We start from the raw sequence: 18643 nt of genomic DNA on the forward strand, positions 1-18643 counted from the left end.
AAGTGATGGGTTGCCTGTGAGTGAGCCTTCGTCGGATCGCCGCCGGAGCAAGGTCGTGCGTCTAACACACATTTAAATTACGCCGCCGTACCTGTGGGAGCGGGCTTGCCCCGGGCGGCGATCCGACGAAGGCGTCATGTCTGTCACGCATTATTCGGGACAGTGCATTTACCTTTTTTACACCGCCGTCTCGGTTTTCAACTCCAGATTATCCAGCACCCGATTCGCCGCCAGTTCACCCAGCATGATCAACTGCGCAATCCCCAACAGCACATGCCGCTGCGGGCCGTCCACCAACCCGGCGAAGTCATTGGCCATGACCTTGGCCGAAGTCAGGGTTTCACAGGCGTCGGCCAGCAGTTCTTCGCTGTCGATGCCGGGAGCGATGAGGTAGCGGGTGTTGGGTTTGAGCAGCGGTTTGCGGGGGAGCAGCGGATTGAGGTAGTGATCGAGGGCGCGCTCGGCGGCTTCGTGGAATTTCTTGGAGTCGAGGGTTTCGTAGGGGGAAGTCGAATCGACTTCGGGCGGGTTTGGCGTTGGTTTGATCATGGCGAATCTCCGTGATTGGATTTGGCCGCCACGACTCATCGCTAAACAAGTAAAGGTGGCGGCTGTACGCAGGTTAGCGATCCGGGTCACAGAAACCCCGGGTAGACCCGAAGGTCTCCCACGCACAGCCACCATTACGCCAAGTGCAGAGAAGAGACTGCAATCGGGATTGGGCGTTGTTGCGTCTGTATGGAGCCGGATCGCTAAACCCGATCGCTGTTTTTCAGCGACCGCCAAACAATAGAACCCGCCCCCCAAGGCGCACAAGCCGGCGGATTCTGGCGGATGCGTAGGCAAAGGCGCAAGGTTGCGTGGCTTTGCGGACATAACTTTAAACATACTTCAACAAGCGTGTTGGCTTGAATTGAACGAAAAAAAAACGCGCTCCCGGTTGAACGGGAGCGTGGGATTCAGGGTTGGGGCTATTATATAAATGCGTCCCCCTTTTACCCTTAATAAGTTATTGTAAAGTTGTCCAAAAATATTTGTATATGGGGGTTTGCTTTATTTTTAATGCCCAAATACTTTATTTTTTTGCCGGTTGGTGCGGAATATTCAACCCATTTAATCCCAATAGCTGAGGATGCAAGAGTAATCAGGTCATCATTCTCGTCGTAATAATAAAAATCTACCAAGCTTCCACCGGCTCCATTGATTACAGCTCCGATGCTGATGCGACTTGCTGAAGATTTTAAAGTTATTCTTAAGTCTGTTCTTTCGTTGAGGTAGAGGTACTTGAAAGTGACTTGTGGTGAGTAAACATTGGTGGTTGCCAAAGCTATATTCAAATTGTCGTTGGTCACTTTTACCGTCATGGTGGGAAAGTCTAATACGCTATTCACTGGATAAGCCCCAATAGTTCCAGTCTCAAAATTTTCATAAGTCGGCGGAACCACGACCCTCAGGTTTCGCGGGTTCGAAAAGATATCTGCACCGTGATAGAGCGATTTAGCAGACAAACGACGGTCGCCCGGTGCTACGTCAATCGTGTGTTCCCAGATTCCCGTCGTTTCATCGGCCTTTGCTTTGCCCTTGGGTACAGCGCTCGGGCCACTGCCATCATAGATTTCAACCTCGTGGCCCTTGCTCGCTGTTCCCCTGAGTTTCAAAGAAGTACTGACGGTTTCGGTGCCTTCCGGCACTTCCCGATTGTCGGCGTCCAGTACATTGTCCAGGGTCGGCGTGACCAGAGCCGTTACGGTCAGTTTGTACTCCTGCGAGCTTTGCCCCGAACCATACAACGCCTTGGCCGTGAAACTGTGAAGCACGGCTGTCAGGCCGGTCACCAGCAGGGTCCAGATGCCGGTTCCCGGATCGGCCACGGGCTGACCTTTGGGCACGCTGCCCAGCAGCACATCGACCTTCTGACCCTTGGCGGCGACACCCGACAGGGTGACCGCCGTTTCCACGGTGATCCCGCCGGGAGGAATGTCGTTTCCGCTGGGTGAGCCTTTAGCCGAGGTGATGGTTGGCGCAGTGGCAGCGGTCACGGTGAAGGTCCGCGGATCCGAGACCTGCCCCGAACCATACAACGCCTTGGCCGTGAAACTGTGAAGCACGGCTGTCAGGCCGGTCACCAGCAGGGTCCAGATGCCGGTTCCCGGATCGGCCACGGGCTGACCTTTGGGCACGCTACCCAGCAGCACATCGACCTTCTGGCCCTTGGCGGCGACGCCCGACAGGGTGACCGCCGTTTCCACGGTGAATCCGTCCGGCGGAATCTCGTCCCCGCTGGGTGAGCCTTTAGCCGAGGTGATGGTTGGCGCAGTGGCAGCGGTCACGGTGAAGGTCCGCGGATCCGAGACCTGCCCCGAACCATACAACGCCTTGGCCGTGAAGCTGTGCGGTGTTATGTCCAGCCCGGAGACCGTTTTGCTCCAGACCCCGGTGACCGGGTCTGCGGTTGCTTCGCCTTTATCGTCGTCATCATCCAGAATCTGCACTTTCTGACCCTTGCTGGCCGTGCCCGTCAGGGTCACGGCCGTTTCCACGGTGAGTCCGTCCGGCGGAATCTCGTCCCCGCTGGGTGAGCCCTTGACCAAGGTGATCGCGGGTTTGCTGTCCTCGATGGCTTTGATGGTGTAGGTGCGCACCGGGAAGTTCACCACGCGGGCGTGCTCGGTGCTGCCGTCGAAGGTGACATCAAAGTGGATGCTCAGGGTCGATCCGTGACGCAGATTCTGCAGATCTGCCACAGGGGCGTGTGGGAGCATGCCGTTGGGCAAGCCATCCGCTGGCAGTGGTGTGGCATCGTAGGTTCTTTTCGTGTAACGGCTGCCGTCGACCGCGTTGATGCCCTCGTAAACCAGCCAAAGCTTCTGGCCCAGAGCGATCAGCGGCCAGCGCGGGATGCGGGTGCGCGCGCCGTTCGGCAGCGCATGCACATCCAGGATGTCATCCGGGGCGCCGTCGATGGTCGGCATCGGCAGACGGTCATCCTGGTGGTTGATCGCCAGCACCGTCAGCGAACGAATCTCTGACGGTTGCGGGTCCTGCCTGCCGCGCTTGACCGTGTAGCTCACGCTCACCGACTTGTTCAGGTTGAAGGCCACCACGCTGTTGGCCAGTGGAATCTCCTGCGGACCGAGCACGGTGACGGTTTTTTTCGGCGCGGTGTGTGAACCGCCTGGCGGCGTCTCCGCAGCTCCGCTCCAGGTGACAATGATTTCATCATCGAGCGCCATGACGACGTAGTCCACGACGGCGGTCAACTCGTCCTTGGCGTCGATCGGGTCCAGGCGAGTGTCATCGGGGGCCTCCTTGATCTTCGGGGGCTTCAGGTCGAGTTTCACGCCAACACTGAACTCCAACGGATTCGAATAACTGGGCTTGCCCGTCGCATTCCGATCGATGTGATAGCGGACCCTCAACTGTTCACCGCGATGGGCTTCAAAATGCTGCTGTACAAACGCCGCATCGAGCAGGAATGTCACGTCTCTGCCGGCACTCATTGAGTTGAGGGTCTTGTCGTCCTTGAACAGCAACTTGTCCTGGGCATCATACAATTGCCAGTGCACCACATCCTTGGGCAGGGTCGGATTGTTCACGGGGTTGGGGCAGGTGACTTTGCTGATGCCGTTGGGCAAATCCTCGGGTTCAAACGTACCGTCCTTTTCACCGAGCAGGATGGCCGGAACCAGCTCAAGCCTCGGCTCGCCGATGTTCAATTGCGAGGCTGGCGGGGAAGGCCTGCGCACGATCTCGTCGTTCTCGCCTTCGCTGAGCACGTCGTACGACACCACCAGGGTGCCGCCTTCGCCGGGTTTCAGGTACTTGGGGCCTGAAATGGGGACGATGAAGCCCTCGGGGTCATCGGCCTCCTGTTGGGTCGGAGAGATCCAGTCCAGCTCGGGCTCGAAAACGGTGCCATCCGGAAGGGCAATGCTCCAGTGAATTTCAATGGCGTTGTCCGGGGTGATCAGCGGATCGTAGGGGATGCGGACGATCACGTTCGGCAAGTCTGGATTCAGCGCTCCTCCCACCTCACTTTCGACTTTGGGCGCTGCCAGGCGTTTGGGCTCGCCGATGATATTGATGAAGCGGCCTCTGGAGCGCTGAATAATGCTGCCGTCACGTTCCAGGTCGAAGAAAAACACACTCTGGGTTTTTGCCAATGCCCGGGCGCCGTCGTTGTCCATCAGCACCTCGACCACCAGCGGTGGTGTTTTGTTGATGGTCTGGCGGGCATCGACCTGGATGCTTTCGCCGTCGAGGGTGGTGCCCTGCAAGTGCATGATGATGGTGTCGCCCTGGTTGTAGTCAACGGATGATGCTGCATAAACCTGGAGCAACAATGGCTCTTTATCCAACTGATCGACGTCGAGTTCGTTCCCGTCGGCCTGCTCAAGAATCGGCGCATCCAGCCGCGAGTTACCGGTGTCGACGACGATGCGCGTTTCCTTGCACCAGTCCTCGGATTCGTTGTCTGCAAAGTCTCTGACGAAGAATGACACCGCCAGCCCTTCGCTCCCTGAGTCGCTGGCTGCAAGGATGACGTCCTTGCTGATGTGGATGATGATGGGGTTGTTCAGCGGGTCGTCGATCTGCTCCTGGGTGACCGGATCCGACGGCACCCTTTTGCCGCCCCAGCTTACCCAGCTCACGTCGCCCACGGCGATTTCGGGGTAAGGCAGGTTCGAGCCGCTGCCGGGTTTGGCCACGACCAGAACGTCCACGCCTTTTTCGGCGGTGTCCTTGTCGACACCGTCCTGGACAATTTCCGACGGCCTGAACTCCATGTGCAGGTTGGAGTGACCCTGCCCGGGATCGGTGTCCTGGCCGGCGGGGATTTCCAGTTTGACCTTGAGTTTGAGCGGTGGCGTAAAAGGCTCTGGCGCCTGGTTGTAGCGCGTCACCCGGTAGGCCAGATCCCACGTGCCGCTCTGAAAACGACCCGGTGCGACGAACAGGGTGGTGCGCTGGGTCTTTTCGGCATCCTGGGTAACGATTTGATGGTCGACCGGGAGGTTGTTGAGCAGCAGCTCGACCTTGTCGGCCAGATCTTTGTTCGACCAGACCGGGATCTGCACCTTGAGACCATGAGTGGGAGAGTTGAGCAGTGCGGCGGCGCGGTTGATGGCCCATTCTCCGCTCGGCAGCTGCTTGGCGCCGGGGATGTCTGGGTCGAGCAGGGCGAGTGTGCCGATGGCTTTTTTGGGTTGGACGAGCATGACGGGAACTCCTGCCGAAAGATATGGACGGTGGAGTGATTGAGCGATCAAACGGGTAATTTGGCTACTGTCAGATCTGACAGGTAAAGGAGGGATTTAGACGAGCGGTAAACAGGGAATCGATAGGTGTTGGCAGACCGCCCCTACCTCCGCAAGTTGGCGCAGTTTGTAGGGGCGGTCTCCAGAGATGAATCAACTACAACGTTTCATTCTCGACAGGTACTCAACCTTTTATTTGATGCCGACCACGTTGGAGTAGTCATTCCAGGGTGGTGTCTTGGCTGCACCTTCCCCTCCCGAATTAAGGTAAAAAGTTTTTCTGGCCGGCAGGGGCCACCAAAAGTTGCTGGGATCGGTTGACCAGTAATGATGGTTTCCCATGGGCCATCGATTCCCGAAGGCCGCATGTATTTCGTATAGCTCCGCCATGCTCGGGATCCGCGCACCTGCCGACGCGACGCTTGAGTTGGCTTGCGTCCAGGTTGCATTCCCATAGCCGAAACATTGGATCACGTTCGTCACCGTCACGGTGTAACTCTTGGATTGGTAGGCTGCATCTGTGGCAGTGATGGTGGTTGTTCCCCGGCCACGCACGGTGACAAGCCCTGTTGTATCTACCACCGCTACACCTTCAATACTGGAGGTATAGGTGTAGCCTGGGCGGCCACCGGAGGCTTGATGTCGCACCGAGTTACCCGAATTGAACGCGGGAAGAACATTGGGGCTGCCCGGAATGATATAGGTCTTGCCACCCAACGTGACCGGGTTGGTATTGAAGTTCAACGGCGCTAGCGGATTCTCCCTGGTAAAGCTGCGCGACTCGGTCTGTTGATTGTTGGCAACCGATCTCGCGTAAACCGTGTTCGAGCCCAGATGAATGCCGAGGCAGAGTGACCAGACACCGCTCCCGTTGACAGGCACGGTTTGCCCCCCCACGTTGTTGAGAAAAATCTGCACGCTGTACAACGGCGTTGCCGCCCCGGTCACGGTTACCGAAGTGTCTGTTGTTTTGCCGCCATTACCCAGCTCCCCGCCTGAATGCCGGATCGAAGTGAGGGTGGTGGTGAGGTGGGCCCTGACTGTAAATGAGTGGGCAGGTGACTCAAGCTGATTTCCATAAAGTGCTTTGGCTTTTAGGACATAAGTGCTCTGACTGAGGCTGGAAAGTCGAATGCTGGCGCTGCCATTACTGCCCAGTGTTATCGGCGAACCGATGGGCGCTGCACCGTTGTAAAGCTGCACACGCTGATTGCTGTCTGCACTGACTGTTACGGTGACTTCGTTTGAGTATGTGGTGCCATTGTTGCCAACGGAACCTTTGGCATCGGTTACAGAAACGATACGAGGGGTAGTAGAAACAGCCACAGTAAAATTTCGAACTTCAGATTCCGGTTGCGTACCGTACAAAGCCTTGGCCTTGATTTTATGAGTAGTGGTTCTCAGGCCAGTCAGTGTTTTTGTCCATTCGCCCGTGCCATCTACCGGTGTATCGGGAGTGATAGCCGTTGTGTCATCGTAGATTTGCACTCGCTGATTTACGCTCGCGGTACCCGTAACCGTCACGGTGGTGTCGAACGTCGTGCCGTTGGGAAGGATTTCTCCCTTTGAATCGTTGATCAAGGAAATGATAGGAGCCAACGCTTCCAGTACGGTGAGGACTCGTACCCCGGATTCTGGCTGAGCGCCGTACAGTCCCTTTGCCAGGATACGGTACCCGGCGGGATTTAGGTTGGTCAGCGTCTTGGTCCATATCCCTTTGTCGTCGACGAGTGTGTCGGGTGCGATTGGCGTCGTGCCGTCGTAGATCTGTATCCGCTGGTTGGGAATGGCAGTGCCAATGATGGTTACACGCGAATCAAATGTCGTGCCATTGTTTTGGATAGCACCATTTGAGTCGCGAACCTCGGATATGACTGGAGCTGTAGCTTCCGCTACTTTAAATGTCCGGACAGCAGACTCAAGCTGATCGCCATAAGTTGCCTTGGCTTTGATCGGGTAAGTCTTTGTATTCAGATTCTGCAGCTTTGTACTTCCTTCACCATTGTTGCCGAGTGTTATTGGGCTTCCAATCGCCGTGGCACCCTCGTAAAGCTGCACAGTCTGGCCGCTATCCGCATGAACCGATACCGTGACCTCAGTAAAATAGGTTGTGTCGTTGTCATCAACCGGGCCGCTGGCGTCCGTAACGGCTGTAATGCTTGGCTTCGTAGCGACTGCAATTGTAAAGGTACGCGGATCGCTGACCTTGTCATCGGCGTCGTATTGGGCAATTGCCTCTACCCGGTGCAAACCCTCAATCAAATCCACCGTCAGTGTCCATTCGCTGCTGGCATCCACCGTTGGCATACCTTTGGGTACGCCATTGATTTGAACATCGACTTTCTCGGCCCGAGTGGCTGTCCCTTCGATCGTCAAACGCTTGTCGTAGGTCTGACCTGCCTCAGGAATGACCGTATCCAATGCCGTTTTCACGATGGTGATGACGGGCGTGACGTACTCGTAGTGCTGGCGGATGACCAGCGGCAGTTTCGGGAAAACGATGGCGGCATCTTCATCCGTGCTGTTATCGAAAATGACCTTGCAAACCACGGTGGCGTTGGAGCCGTGCAGCAGCTTCAGCAATTCCGTTTTGAGCAGGGTTTCATTCAACCCTTGTGTGAGCTGTGTTGAGTTCACTTCATGTGCGGTGAGCAGATCGATTCGATAGTCGCCCGTGCTGGCCTGTCCTTCGATATACAGCCAGACCAACTGCTTGAGCGCAATGAAAGGCCATGCCTTGACCAGAACCCTCGCGTTCGCGGTGAGCTCCATTACCAGCAACTCGCCTGACTTCGCTTCTGGAACCTCGGGCCGCGGCAGTTCCGTTTCTGGATTCTGGAAGTTGAGAACCTTCAGCGGAAGGATTTCCGAGGGGGTCCATAAGCCATAGCGTTGGACGTCGTAATTGACCGCTACCTCACGGTTGATGTTGGCTCCAACAAAGGAGCGCGACAGGTGGAATCTCACGGTGCCGGTGGCCTCGGCAGGTTTCTCCAGGTCTTCCGAAGTCCCGGCGCCTGGCGAGCCCCGCCATTTCAATCCGAGGTTGTCGAGCAGGGCGTCCATGGTCGCGTAGCCGCAATCGATGTCCACGCCGTTGCGGCCATCCATTGGGTTCAGAATACCGCCAGGGGCCTGTACGACCGTAGGTGGCAACAGCCTGCCCAGAGGAATGCCGACCAGCACCTCAAGAGGTGCTGAATAACTGTATTTTCCGGTGGCAGCGTGCAGCAACGTGTAGATGACGGTCACGTAGTAGCCAATGTTGGCCGAGACATATTGTTTGTCCACCCGGAATCGTACCGGTTGGCCAACTGTCGCCAACGTGATCGGCACGCTGCCGGATGTACTGCCGTAAAGGTTGATCCCGATCCAGTGGAAGGTGAGCGTATCGCCCTTGACCCAGTTCACTGGCAAGACCCGCACATGAACCAGCTTGTCAGTTTGCGAGGGGTCGAGAATGTCTTCCGGAGCCTCTTCAACTTTGGGTGCCGGAAGCGTTGCCTGCCATGATCCCACGTTGACCCGCAGAAACTCGGACTCGCTGGTGCCGTAGTGGCCGGTAGCTTCGTTGAATACCCGGTACTTAAGTTTGAGACTGCCGTTTTCCAAGGCTTTGACGTGCTCGCCCATGACGTAGATCGTCACCTCGCCGGCCTTCTGCTCTTCGCCCGACACGGCATGCTCTTCTTCATGCAGATAGTCATCGTCGTTGGATTTTTTACCTAACCAGATCAGCGTCAGGAAATCGCCATTTGCGATGCCTGAATATCTGATTACCACCGATGCCGCTTGTATCAAGGCGGGCAAAATGTTCCCGACTACCTCTCTGATCGTCGGTGCCGGCAGCAGCGATGGATTGCCGATCACCGTGGCAAACGTACGCTTGGAATAAAGCGTTGGGCTGCCATCCTGTTTACGCAACGCATAGGAAGCGTCGAGGGTGCCCTGGGCGAAGAGTTTCACGAACTCGTAGGTAACCGGGATTTCATGAATATAAGGCGGGTTACGGACAATGACTTCAACGGTAAACGTTTGAGGGGGCCTGCCGGGAATCGGCGTGCCGACCACTGTGATCAGGAGAGTGTCACCGGCCGTGAAGACGTCGTTGGGTTTGATCAGGATCTGCAGGGTGACAGGGTTGGCGTCCAGGTCTGCAAGAATGATCCTCCCGTCATCCGCTTCCTTGATGATGAGCGCATCGAGGCGTGATACCCCGGCATCAACTGGCACGGAAGTCGCCTCTGACCACTTCACACTCCAGTTGTAAACCAGATCGCAAACGTCATATTGGATCTTCATCGCGGCGCTGTCGCCAGCCGTCAGGATATCTTCCGGCCTGGCCATGACGATGATTTCGGCGGTGCCTTCCACTTCTGCCTGTGTCAGCTCGTGGGGTAGTAGAAATACACTGCCCCACATTGCGAGGATGATGTCGCCAACCGCGATATTCGGATAACGCGTGATGGTCATCGGCACGCCTTTGTCGGCCCACTCTTTGGTCACGCCGTTGTCGATGACATCCTGCGGTAGCCCGACCTTTTTCAGCTCCGAGTGCCAATCATCCCAGGGCTCTTCGTCGACACCGGCCGGGTCGTCGATTTCCAGCAACAGCGTCAATGTGGCCGATGGGTCGTCGGGTTTGGTTTCGCCTGCCCGGGTCAATACGTAGTGGCAGGTGAAGAGACCCGGTACAAGCCCGTCCTTGGGCAAGAAGAAGAACCATCGCTGGTTGAGGTGCTCATCCTTGACCTTGAGTTCGCGGACCTTTTTGTCATCCCGGAAGACTTCCAGCAAATCACCAATCGCCATTTCCGGGTAAGGGTCGATAAGGGCAAACAGTCCTGCATCGAACGCTTCGTATGCTTTTCTGTTTATTCCTCCGTCGGCACCCGGCACCGGGATGACCATGTCGGCGAAGTAGGGCGGGAACAGACCCGATAACGGGGCGGGCAGCTCATTACGACTCGGGAACAAGGATCGGCGAAAAGTGAACATGATCAACTCCATCCGAAGGGGTACGCCAGTGGCGTCAAGGGGTTCTGGCTTGCCGGCGGTTACGGGATTACCGGGCATGAACGCACATCTGGACGTTCGAGCTGTGGATCGGGGGCTGGAGTGATTTAAGGCGTGAAGCGAGGGAATTGGCTACTGTCAGAAATAACAGGTGGGCGGGTGTTTCCGATGAGCGGTTCGTCGCTTTGACAAGCTTGAGGCCAGGGTGAGATCAGGATTTGCGCAACGTCTTCTGCCGCAAGATATAAACCGTCACCAGCACCGCACTGGTCAGCATGAACCCCCGCGCCCACACCAGCGGCACCAGGTAACACGAGAACAGGATGCTCGCCCACATCAGCCCGATCGCGTAGACCTTGCCCTTGAGCGGTATGCCGTTGCCATCAAGGTAATCGCGGATCCATGGCCCGAGCCGGGGATGCTCGACCAGCCATTGATAGAAACGCGGAGAGCTGCGGGCGAAGCAGGCGGCTGCCAGCAGCAGGAAGGGGGTAGTGGGGAGAACAGGCAGGAAAATCCCGATCACCCCCAATGCCACGCTCAGCCAGCCGATGGCCAGCAGGATGTAGCGCAACATCAGGGGGCGGTTGCCTATGGGATTGTCCATAGGCCGGATCTTAGTGGTGACGTGGCTTGAGGATTGCCGGTTTTTCGTCGGGCGCCTGGCACAGCAGGTACAGCGCGGTCAGGGCTTCCGGGATCTGCACGATCATGTCGTCCATCAGGTTGGCGTCCTTGGCGATGTCTTCGAACTCAGGCTGTTCGTCGAACAGGCCCGAACCGACCATGATCGGCAGGAGCATTTCGCTGACTTCTTCTTCGGCGGTTTCGAACCAGGCCGCTTCGCGCAGGAACACCCCTTCCATGAAGCCGATGCACCAGCCGCGCAGTTCGGAATCGTCCGGGTCGTCGCCCAGGTCCAGCTCGCATGGCAGCTCGAACTCTTCGTCCGACGCCAGTTGGCGGGCGATGTGGGCCTTGAGGCCGATCAGCGTGGCTTCGATCTCTTCACGCTGCGCTTCGCTGCTGTAATGCGGCTCTTCGGCGAACAGGGCGTCGATCCATTCACGCTCCGGCACCACGTCGGCGCAGATCGACAGCGCAGTCAGGTAACCGTGAGCGGCCACGTAGTCCAGCGCCTCTTCATGCAGCTCGTCGGCGTCAAGGAAGACTTGCAGGCGGGTTAGTTGCTCGGCGAAGGACATTAAAGGGCTACCTTGGGGGAATAAACAATGCGGGAATTCTAGGCCTTCTTGAGCCCTCAAGCCAGCCGCACGGCAGATTTGCCCGCACAAGCTTCTTATCGGCGGTGCCCTCTGCCGGGGAGGGCTCGGGTATACTGCCGCGCTTTGCGATCCCTGCCGGTGTCGCGGCTGATTGTGTACGGCGCGATGCAATGCGCGCTTACGTTTTGTTTAAAGCAGCCTCGGCTGTCTTGAACCAGCCTGTGCAGGGATGTTTCGGTGGATTTTTGGAGTTTTTATGCTCGAACAGGCTCAACGCGTCCTCAAGGACATCTTCGGCTACGACAGTTTCCGTGGCCGTCAGGGTGCAATCATTGAGCGCGTGGCCAGTGGCGGTGATGCCCTTGTCCTGATGCCGACCGGCGGCGGTAAATCCCTGTGCTTCCAGGTGCCGGCGCTGTTGCGCGACGGTCTGGCGGTGGTGGTCTCGCCGCTGATCGCGTTGATGGACGATCAGGTCGCCACCCTCGAAGAGCTGGGCGTGGCCGCCGCCGCGTTGAACTCCACGCTGAGCGCCGAGCAACAGCGCGACCTCGCCAACCGGATCAAGCGCGGCGAAGTGAAGATGCTCTATCTGGCGCCGGAGCGGCTGGTGCAGCCGCGCATGCTGTCGTTCCTGCAAGGCTTGAACATCGCCCTGTTCGCCATCGACGAAGCGCACTGCGTATCGCAATGGGGCCATGACTTCCGCCCGGAATACCTGCAACTGGGGCAGTTGGCGGAAATGTTCCCCGACGTGCCGCGCATTGCCCTGACCGCCACCGCCGACAAGCGTACCCGCGAAGAAATCGTCACCCGCCTGCACCTGCAGAATGCCGAGCGTTTCCTCTCGAGTTTCGACCGGCCGAACATCTTCTACCGCATCGTGCCCAAGGAGCAGCCGCGCAAGCAGTTGCTGGCGTTCCTTGCCGAGCGGCGCAGTGACGCCGGCATCGTCTACTGCCTGTCGCGCAAGAAAGTGGAGGAGGTGGCCGCGTTTCTCACCGAGCAGGGCTTCCCGGCACTGCCGTATCACGCCGGTCTGCCCAACGATCTGCGCGCCTATCACCAGAAGCGCTTTCTCAACGAGGAAGGCCTGATCATGGTCGCCACCGTGGCGTTCGGCATGGGTATCGATAAACCCAACGTGCGCTTCGTTGCTCACCTCGACCTGCCGAAATCCCTTGAAGCCTATTACCAGGAAACCGGACGTGGCGGCCGTGACGGTCTGCCGGCGGACGCGTGGATGGCCTACGGCCTGCAAGACGTGGTGATGCTCAAGCAGATGCTGCAGAACTCCGAGGGCGACGAGCGCCACAAGCGTCTGGAGCAGCACAAGCTCGACGCCATGCTCTCGCTCTGCGAAGAAACCCGCTGCCGCCGTCAGGCGCTGCTGGCGTATTTCGATGAAGACATGCCGGAGCCGTGCGGTCACTGCGACAACTGCACCGACGGCGTGCAGACCTGGGACGCCACCGAGCCTGCGCGTCAGGCGCTGTCGGCGATCTACCGCACCGGCCAGCGTTATGGCGTCGGCCATCTGGTGGACGTGCTGCTGGGCAAGGACAACGAAAAGGTCCGCAGCTTCGGCCATCAGCATCTGTCGGTGTACGGTGTCGGCAAGGCGCTGAGCGAGAGCGAATGGCGCTCGCTGTTCCGTCAACTGGTTGCTCGCGGCCTGGCGGATGTCGATCACGAAGGTTACGGCGGGCTGCGTCTGAGCGACACATGCCGGCCGCTGCTCAAGGGTGAAGTGAGCCTGGAGCTGCGCCGCGACCTCAAGCCGCAAGTCTCCGCCAAGAGCGGCAGCAAGAGCCCGGCCAGCCAACTGGTGCGCGGCGAAGAACGGGAACAGTGGGAAGCGTTGCGCGCCCTGCGGCGCAAGCTGGCGGAAGAACACGGCGTGCCGCCGTACGTCATCTTCCCCGACTCGACCCTGCTGGAAATGCTCCGCAGCCAGCCGACCTCGCTGGCCGACATGGCCCGGGTCAGCGGCGTCGGCGCGCGCAAGCTGGAGCGCTACGGCGAGGCCTTCCTCGAAGTGCTCGGCGGCGAGGCCGAGGCGCCGAAAGTCGTGGCCGACGTGCGCCACGAACTGATCACCCTGGCCCGCGCCGGCATGACGCCGTTGCAGATCTCCGGTCAATTGCAGTGCTCGGAAAAGAACGTTTACGCCATGCTCGCAGAAGCCATCGGCAAGCAGCAGCTGTCGCTGGAACAGGCGCTGGATTTGCCGGAAGACCTGATGGGCGAAGTCCAGGATGCGTTCCTTGACGGCGAAGGCGAGTTGCCGTCGGTCGCCGAAGTGGCCGAGCTGTTTGCCGGTCGCGTGCCTGAAGGTGTGCTGTATTGCGTACGGGCTGCGCTGCAATCCGAGTTTGAAATGTGAGAGGGCGTTTGTGCCAACCGCTATACCGATGTAACGATTCAGTACAGGACGCCTCTTGCCTATAGGCAAATGTCATGCTTAGCTGACTAATAATTAGTTTTTCTCTATTTCTTCAGTCTGATCATGAGTGTTTTATGCCGTTAACCGATCAACACCGATTTGGCATGCAATTGGCCCAGATGTCCCGTGGCTGGCGTGCCGAACTCGATCGCCGGCTGGCCGGCCTGGGCTTGTCCCAGGCGCGCTGGCTGGTGCTGCTGCATCTGGCGCGCTTCGAAGAGGCGCCGACCCAGCGGGAGCTGGCGCAAAGCGTCGGCGTCGAAGGGCCGACCCTGGCCCGTCTGCTCGACAGCCTGGAAAGCCAGGGCCTGGTGCAACGCCAGTCCGTGATGGAAGACCGCCGGGCGAAAAAAATCGTGCTGTGCTCACCGGCCTTGCCGCTGATCGAACAGATCGAAACCATCGCCACGCAACTGCGCAAGGAATTGTTCGAAGGCGTCGACGAAGCGGATTTGAAGGTGTGCATGCGGGTTCACGGGCACATTCTTGCCAATCTGGAAAAGTCTTGAGGCACAACCGCGTGCCGTTTTTTTGAGAGAACGCGCTGGGCAGACTATAAGAACTACTGGGCAATATCGTGTTCGTACCGGATGTGCGAACGCATAGAAGTCGGTTTTGCTTATTCAAGGGATGCTCATGCTCGGAAGTCGGCACGTGGTAAAGCGTTGCGCCAACTCGCTGCTGGTGGCCGGTGTTCTCACCTGGTCCACCGCCTCATTGGCGCTGGGGCTCGGTGACATCACCGTGCATTCAGCCCTCAATCAGCCGCTCAAGGCTGACATCGCGCTGGTGGATGTCGGGGCCGTCAGCGAAAGCGAACTGGCGGTCCGTCTGGCCTCGGCGGACGAGTTTGGCCGCGCCGGCATCGAGCGCGTGTTTTTTCTCAATGACCTCAAGTTCACCCCGATCCTGCGCGGCAATCGCAACATGATCCGGGTGACGTCCAGCAAACCGGTCAACGAACCCTTTCTGAATTTCCTCGTGCAGCTCGATCAGCCCAACGGCCACCTGCTGCGCGAATACACCGTGCTGATCGACCCGCCGGGCTCACCGGGAATTGTTCCGGCCACCGACGAGCCAACGGCGCGCGCGCAATCCTCGGAATTCCCGACCCCCGAGGCTCCCACCGCAACTACGCCGGCCAAACCTGCTGCGCCGGTGCAGCCACCGGCTCCGGTCGCCGCCGCGCAGGCCGAACAACTGGCGGCGAGTCTTGTGCAGAACCAGCAACTGCAAAAAACCATCGATGCATTGAACGTGAAGCTTCAGGCGCAGGAAGTGCTGATCGCTGACGGCAAGAAACAGCTCGGTGATTTGCAGGCCCGTCTGATTGAAGTGCAACAGGCACCCCCAGTGACCTCAGCGCCCGTGGCACCTGTGCCGGCGCCGGTCATTGCCCCGGTCGAGGCTCAAGAGGATTCACTAAACTGGCCGCTGCTCGGCGGATTGTTGCTGGTACTGGGGTTGCTGGTGGCGGGGTTGTATGTGCGCCGGCAACGCCAGCAGGCGCAAGGGACTGCTGCGCCGTTGCCGTTCCTGCCGGTACGAAACGAACCCCCGGTCGACGACGCCGAACCGATGCAGCCGAGTGCCATTCACAGTGCTGTCGAGCATCGCGAGGAACACGCCAACGGCGATGTGCTGGAAGCGGTCGGCATTTATCTGGCTTACGGACGCTTGGGCGAGGCCGCCGGCCTGTTGCGCGATGCGTTGCAGCGGGAGCCGGAGCGCATCGACCTTGGCGTGCAGTTGCTTGAAGTGCTGGGGCGGCAGGGCGACACGCCGATCTATGACGAGCAGGAAAACCGCCTGCGCCAGCTCGGGGTCGAGGATCAGCGCTTGCAGGAGATTCGCGCCCGCTACCCGAAACTGGCCAGCGCCGCACCTCTGGCGGCAGCGGCTCCGGTGATTGCTGCGCTGCCGACCGAACCCCCTGTGGAGCCGGAACCCGAAGACAATTTCGAACTGAACCTGGATCAGCTCTCGATGGCGTCGAGTTGGGATCTTGAGGAGACTCGCTCCACCACCGACGCACCTGAACAGGCGCCATCAACGCTCGGCTCCGATCTGCAGGTACTGCCACAGGATTTCGAATTGCCGGAAACCCTGCCCGACGATACCGAAACCGCCGAACTGGAATGGATCGTCGAACCGGAAACGCAGCCGCTGGATGAGGACTTTCTCAACGAGTTTGGCGATCCCGGTTCGTCGCTCTCGTTGGAACCACTGGAGCTACATGCTCCTGAACTGGAGCCCGAACCCTCAGACGCTGCCAACGCCGGCAAACTCGAACAGGCCCAGACCTGCATCGACGACGGCGATATCGATAGCGCCATTGCCTTGCTCAACGAACTGCTCAAAGAGGCTGACGAACCCCTCAAGCAAACGGCGCGCACGCTGTTGGCGGGGATTCGCTGACCGCTGTCAGAAGGTCTGCCCGAGGTTCAGGTACACCGCCTGCTCATCCGCATCGTTCAGTCCATAGCTGAAGTTCAGCGGCCCCAGCGGCGTATCGAAGCCGATGAACACGCTGGCGGCGTTGATGTAGCCGCTGTCGAACTCGTTGTCGTTGTTCCACGCCCGGCCGCGTTCCAGCGAGGCGCCGGCGTACAGCGGGAAGTCCAGCGGCAGGTACGAGCGGGGGGTGAGGCGGCGGTAATACACCGCACGCATCAGACTGACGTTCTGCCCGGAGATGGCGTCCTCGCGGAAACCGGACAGTTGCCGGGCACCGCCGAGCAGGAAACTGGAGGTCACCACATTGGCATCGTCCAGCGTACGGCCGTAACGACCGCCCAGGATCAGCGTGTCCGGGCCGCTGCTCATGGCCTTGTCCAGTTTGAATTCCCACTGCCGGTAGCGCGTGTCGGAACCCAGGCTCGGCTCGAACTGCACCAGCGTCAGGCCGATGTCCTCGCCTTCGTGGGGGTAGTAGACGTTGTCCAGCGAGTCGAAGGAGTACTTCAACGCATAGAACCCTTCGTTGAAGTTCTCGCTCGGCAGATCCTGATCGCCGATCCGCACATCCGCCTTGCCCCAGGCCTCGCCAACCCCGAAGCGCACTTCGCCGCTGTTGCCGATCTGCCGGCCGACATTCAGGCCGAAGCCGTAGCGCTCGACGCGATACTGGGCGATCGGATCGTTGTCCAGCACCGAGTCGACGTTTTGTGCGGCGAACGACGCATAAGGCGCCACGAAGTAGCGAGAGCCCACGTCCAGCGGCTGGTAGAACTCGCTGTACAACTCTTGTTTATCGCCGATCTGCGCCCGCGTCAGCCATTCCGCGCCGAGTCGGTTGATGCCGTTCATGCGGTAACTGGCGCCGAGGTTGAAGGCGCTGTCGCCGCGCATGTCGTCCGACAGGCTGAGGCCGACCCGCAGGTAATCGGTGCCGGTGCGTTTGCCGCGCGCGCTGATCACCAGCGTGTGATCCGTGCCCTTGTGCACCACGCGGTATTGCACCTGCTCGAAATAATCGAGGCCGTACAGAGTGCCCATGTCGGTTTGCAGGCGGCCCAGGTCCAGCGGTTCGCCGATGTGCTGGCGGATGTAATAGCGGATCACGTCATCGCCGACTTTCGAGTCGTTCTCGACCTTGATCGCAGTGATGATCGGCGTGCGCTGGCCCGGCGCGCGGGCGGCGTTGAGTTCGGCGTCCTGCGACTGCACGGGTTTGAGGCGGGCGAGGCGCACGTTCAGGGCCTGGGTCGCTCGGTAGCCGGCGTCGATCATCTCCTGGCCTCGGCCGAAATCGGTGGAACCGAAACTCGCCAGCGGCGGCTGGATCAGCACGTCGTCGGGATGCAGGGTCGCCAGTTGCTCTTCGGAGTTGCGTCGGGTCATCAGGGTGATCGACTGGTTCAGCACATCGACCACGGTCACCAGTTGCTTGCGGTTGCGCAGTGGGGTGCCGATGTCGACCACGATGGCCACGTCGACGCCCATTTCCCGCGCCACATCGAGGGGAATGTTGTCGGTCATGCCACCATCCACCAGCAATCTGCCGTCGAGTTCGACCGGGGCGAACACTGCCGGGATCGACATGCTGGCGCGGATCACCTGGGGCAGATGGCCCTTGCGGAACACCACTTTTTCGCCGTTGGCGATGTCGGTGGTCACGGCGCGGAACGGTATTGGCAGCTTGTCGAAATCCCGGGTGTCGCTGGTATGGGCCAACAGGCTTTCGAGCAGCAGCGCGAGGTTCTGGCCTTGAATCACGCCCAAGGGCAGGCCGAGGCTGCCGTCGTCGCGAAAGCTCAGCTTCTGTTTCACCAGAAAATCGCGGTCGTCCTGCTTGCGCCGGAACGGTATGTCTTTGCGGGGCGGGGCGTCGGACAATGCCTGCTGCCAGTCGATGGTCAGGGCGAGTTGTTCCAGCTCGTCAATCTTGTAACCCGAGGCGTACAGCCCGCCGACCACCGCGCCCATGCTGGTGCCGGCAATCGCATCGATCTTGATACCTTGCTCTTCCAGCGCCTTGAGCACACCGATGTGCGCCAGGCCACGGGCCGCGCCGCCGGACAGCACCAGTCCGACTTTCGGGCGTGTGGTCTCACTGGCATGGACGCTGACACCAGCGAACAGGGGGAGGAAACCAAGCAGCAGGCAGATCAGAAGACGACGCATCGTGATTCTCGGGGCGAGCGATAAAGCCGGCTATTATAGCGGCGCCCTCTGGCTCAGGAGTTTCAGCAATC

The 18643-nt window shown here is 59.3% G+C and carries 9 protein-coding genes; 3 read left to right on the forward strand and 6 right to left on the reverse strand.

Features of this window, described 5'->3' with window-relative positions; translation table 11 throughout:
- Positions 1-177: 177 nt before the first annotated feature.
- From PDR5_RS29810 to PDR5_RS07460, 5 genes are all read right to left on the reverse strand, one after another.
- The gene (locus PDR5_RS29810; protein WP_064594253.1) at positions 178-549 is read right to left on the reverse strand and encodes a DUF6124 family protein; all 372 of its coding nucleotides are present in this window, start codon (positions 547-549) and stop codon (positions 178-180) included.
- Positions 550-1001: 452 nt separating this feature from the next.
- Positions 1002-5219 (reverse strand): hypothetical protein, encoded by a 4218-nt coding sequence (locus PDR5_RS07445; RefSeq protein ID WP_064594255.1) that lies wholly within the window; start codon positions 5217-5219, stop codon positions 1002-1004.
- 231 nt (positions 5220-5450) lie between these two features.
- The gene (locus PDR5_RS07450; RefSeq protein ID WP_064594257.1) at positions 5451-10256 is read right to left on the reverse strand and encodes an Ig-like domain repeat protein; all 4806 of its coding nucleotides are present in this window, start codon (positions 10254-10256) and stop codon (positions 5451-5453) included.
- A gap of 229 nt (positions 10257-10485) precedes the next feature.
- A complete protein-coding gene (locus PDR5_RS07455; protein ID WP_064594260.1) occupies positions 10486-10881 on the reverse strand; it encodes a YbaN family protein in 396 nt (131 codons plus the stop codon).
- 10 nt (positions 10882-10891) lie between these two features.
- On the reverse strand, positions 10892-11479 hold the full coding sequence (locus PDR5_RS07460) for a UPF0149 family protein (protein WP_064594261.1): 588 nt from the start codon (positions 11477-11479) through the stop codon (positions 10892-10894).
- 277 nt (positions 11480-11756) lie between these two features.
- Between PDR5_RS07460 and recQ the strand changes: the two genes are divergently transcribed.
- From recQ to PDR5_RS07475, 3 genes are all read left to right on the forward strand, one after another.
- Positions 11757-13886, forward strand: a complete 2130-nt coding sequence (recQ, locus tag PDR5_RS07465) for a DNA helicase RecQ (RefSeq protein ID WP_064594263.1) — start codon at positions 11757-11759, stop codon at positions 13884-13886.
- A gap of 134 nt (positions 13887-14020) precedes the next feature.
- Positions 14021-14455, forward strand: a complete 435-nt coding sequence (locus PDR5_RS07470; RefSeq protein WP_007958397.1) for a MarR family transcriptional regulator — start codon at positions 14021-14023, stop codon at positions 14453-14455.
- Between the two features lie 127 nt (positions 14456-14582).
- On the forward strand, positions 14583-16364 hold the full coding sequence (locus PDR5_RS07475; protein ID WP_064594265.1) for a FimV/HubP family polar landmark protein: 1782 nt from the start codon (positions 14583-14585) through the stop codon (positions 16362-16364).
- Positions 16365-16370: 6 nt separating this feature from the next.
- Here PDR5_RS07475 and PDR5_RS07480 read toward each other — a convergent pair whose 3' ends face one another.
- Complete coding sequence (locus PDR5_RS07480; RefSeq protein ID WP_064594267.1) at positions 16371-18572, reverse strand: patatin-like phospholipase family protein; 2202 nt, start codon at positions 18570-18572, stop codon at positions 16371-16373.
- Between the last annotated feature and the right edge of the window lie 71 nt (positions 18573-18643).

It is taken from the genome of Pseudomonas sp. DR 5-09 (assembly GCF_001655595.1).
GTDB lineage: Bacteria > Pseudomonadota > Gammaproteobacteria > Pseudomonadales > Pseudomonadaceae > Aquipseudomonas > Aquipseudomonas pharyngis.